Origin of the sequence: Myxococcus llanfairpwllgwyngyllgogerychwyrndrobwllllantysiliogogogochensis, assembly GCF_006636215.1 — a bacterium.
Taxonomy (GTDB): Bacteria; Myxococcota; Myxococcia; order Myxococcales; family Myxococcaceae; genus Myxococcus; species Myxococcus llanfairpwllgwyngyllgogerychwyrndrobwllllantysiliogogogochensis.
Window position 1 is genome coordinate 1 of sequence record NZ_VIFM01000806.1, and the last position, 433, is coordinate 433.

General features: G+C 47.8%; 1 protein-coding gene. It reads left to right on the forward strand.

Features of this window, described 5'->3' with window-relative positions:
• Positions 1-56: 56 nt before the first annotated feature.
• The gene (locus FJV41_RS55915; protein ID WP_004152044.1) at positions 57-425 is read left to right on the forward strand and encodes a DUF3302 domain-containing protein; all 369 of its coding nucleotides are present in this window, start codon (positions 57-59) and stop codon (positions 423-425) included.
• Positions 426-433: the final 8 nt, after the last annotated feature.

The window sequence follows — 433 nt, forward strand, 5'->3', positions numbered from 1 at the left end:
GTCAGTGGGTCGTGAATAAAATTCATATAAATTATTAGCGTAAAGCCGAGGGAATTATGTTTCTCAATTATTTTGCGCTGGGCGTTCTGATCTTCGTTTTTCTGGTCATTTTTTATGGGATTATCATTATTCACGATATTCCTTATTTGATCGCCAAAAAACGCAACCACCCTCATTCCGATGCTATTCATGTCGCCGGATGGGTCAGTCTTTTTACTCTCCACGTCATCTGGCCGTTTTTATGGATTTGGGCCACGTTGTACCAGCCTGAGCGCGGCTGGGGCATGCAGCATAAGGCGAATACGGCCCCTGACGAACCTGAAAAAGAGACCGATATACAACAGCTTCGCCAACGACTGAGCGACCTTGAACACCAGGTGGCGGCCATCCAGCGGCCGCAGTCCACCTCTGCGGCGGAGAAATAATCTATGGA

Coding starts and splice junctions, on each gene's coding strand:
- FJV41_RS55915 (WP_004152044.1), top strand. CDS start 57: ATGTTTCTCAATTATTTTGCGCTGGGCGTTCTGATCTTCGTTTTTCTG.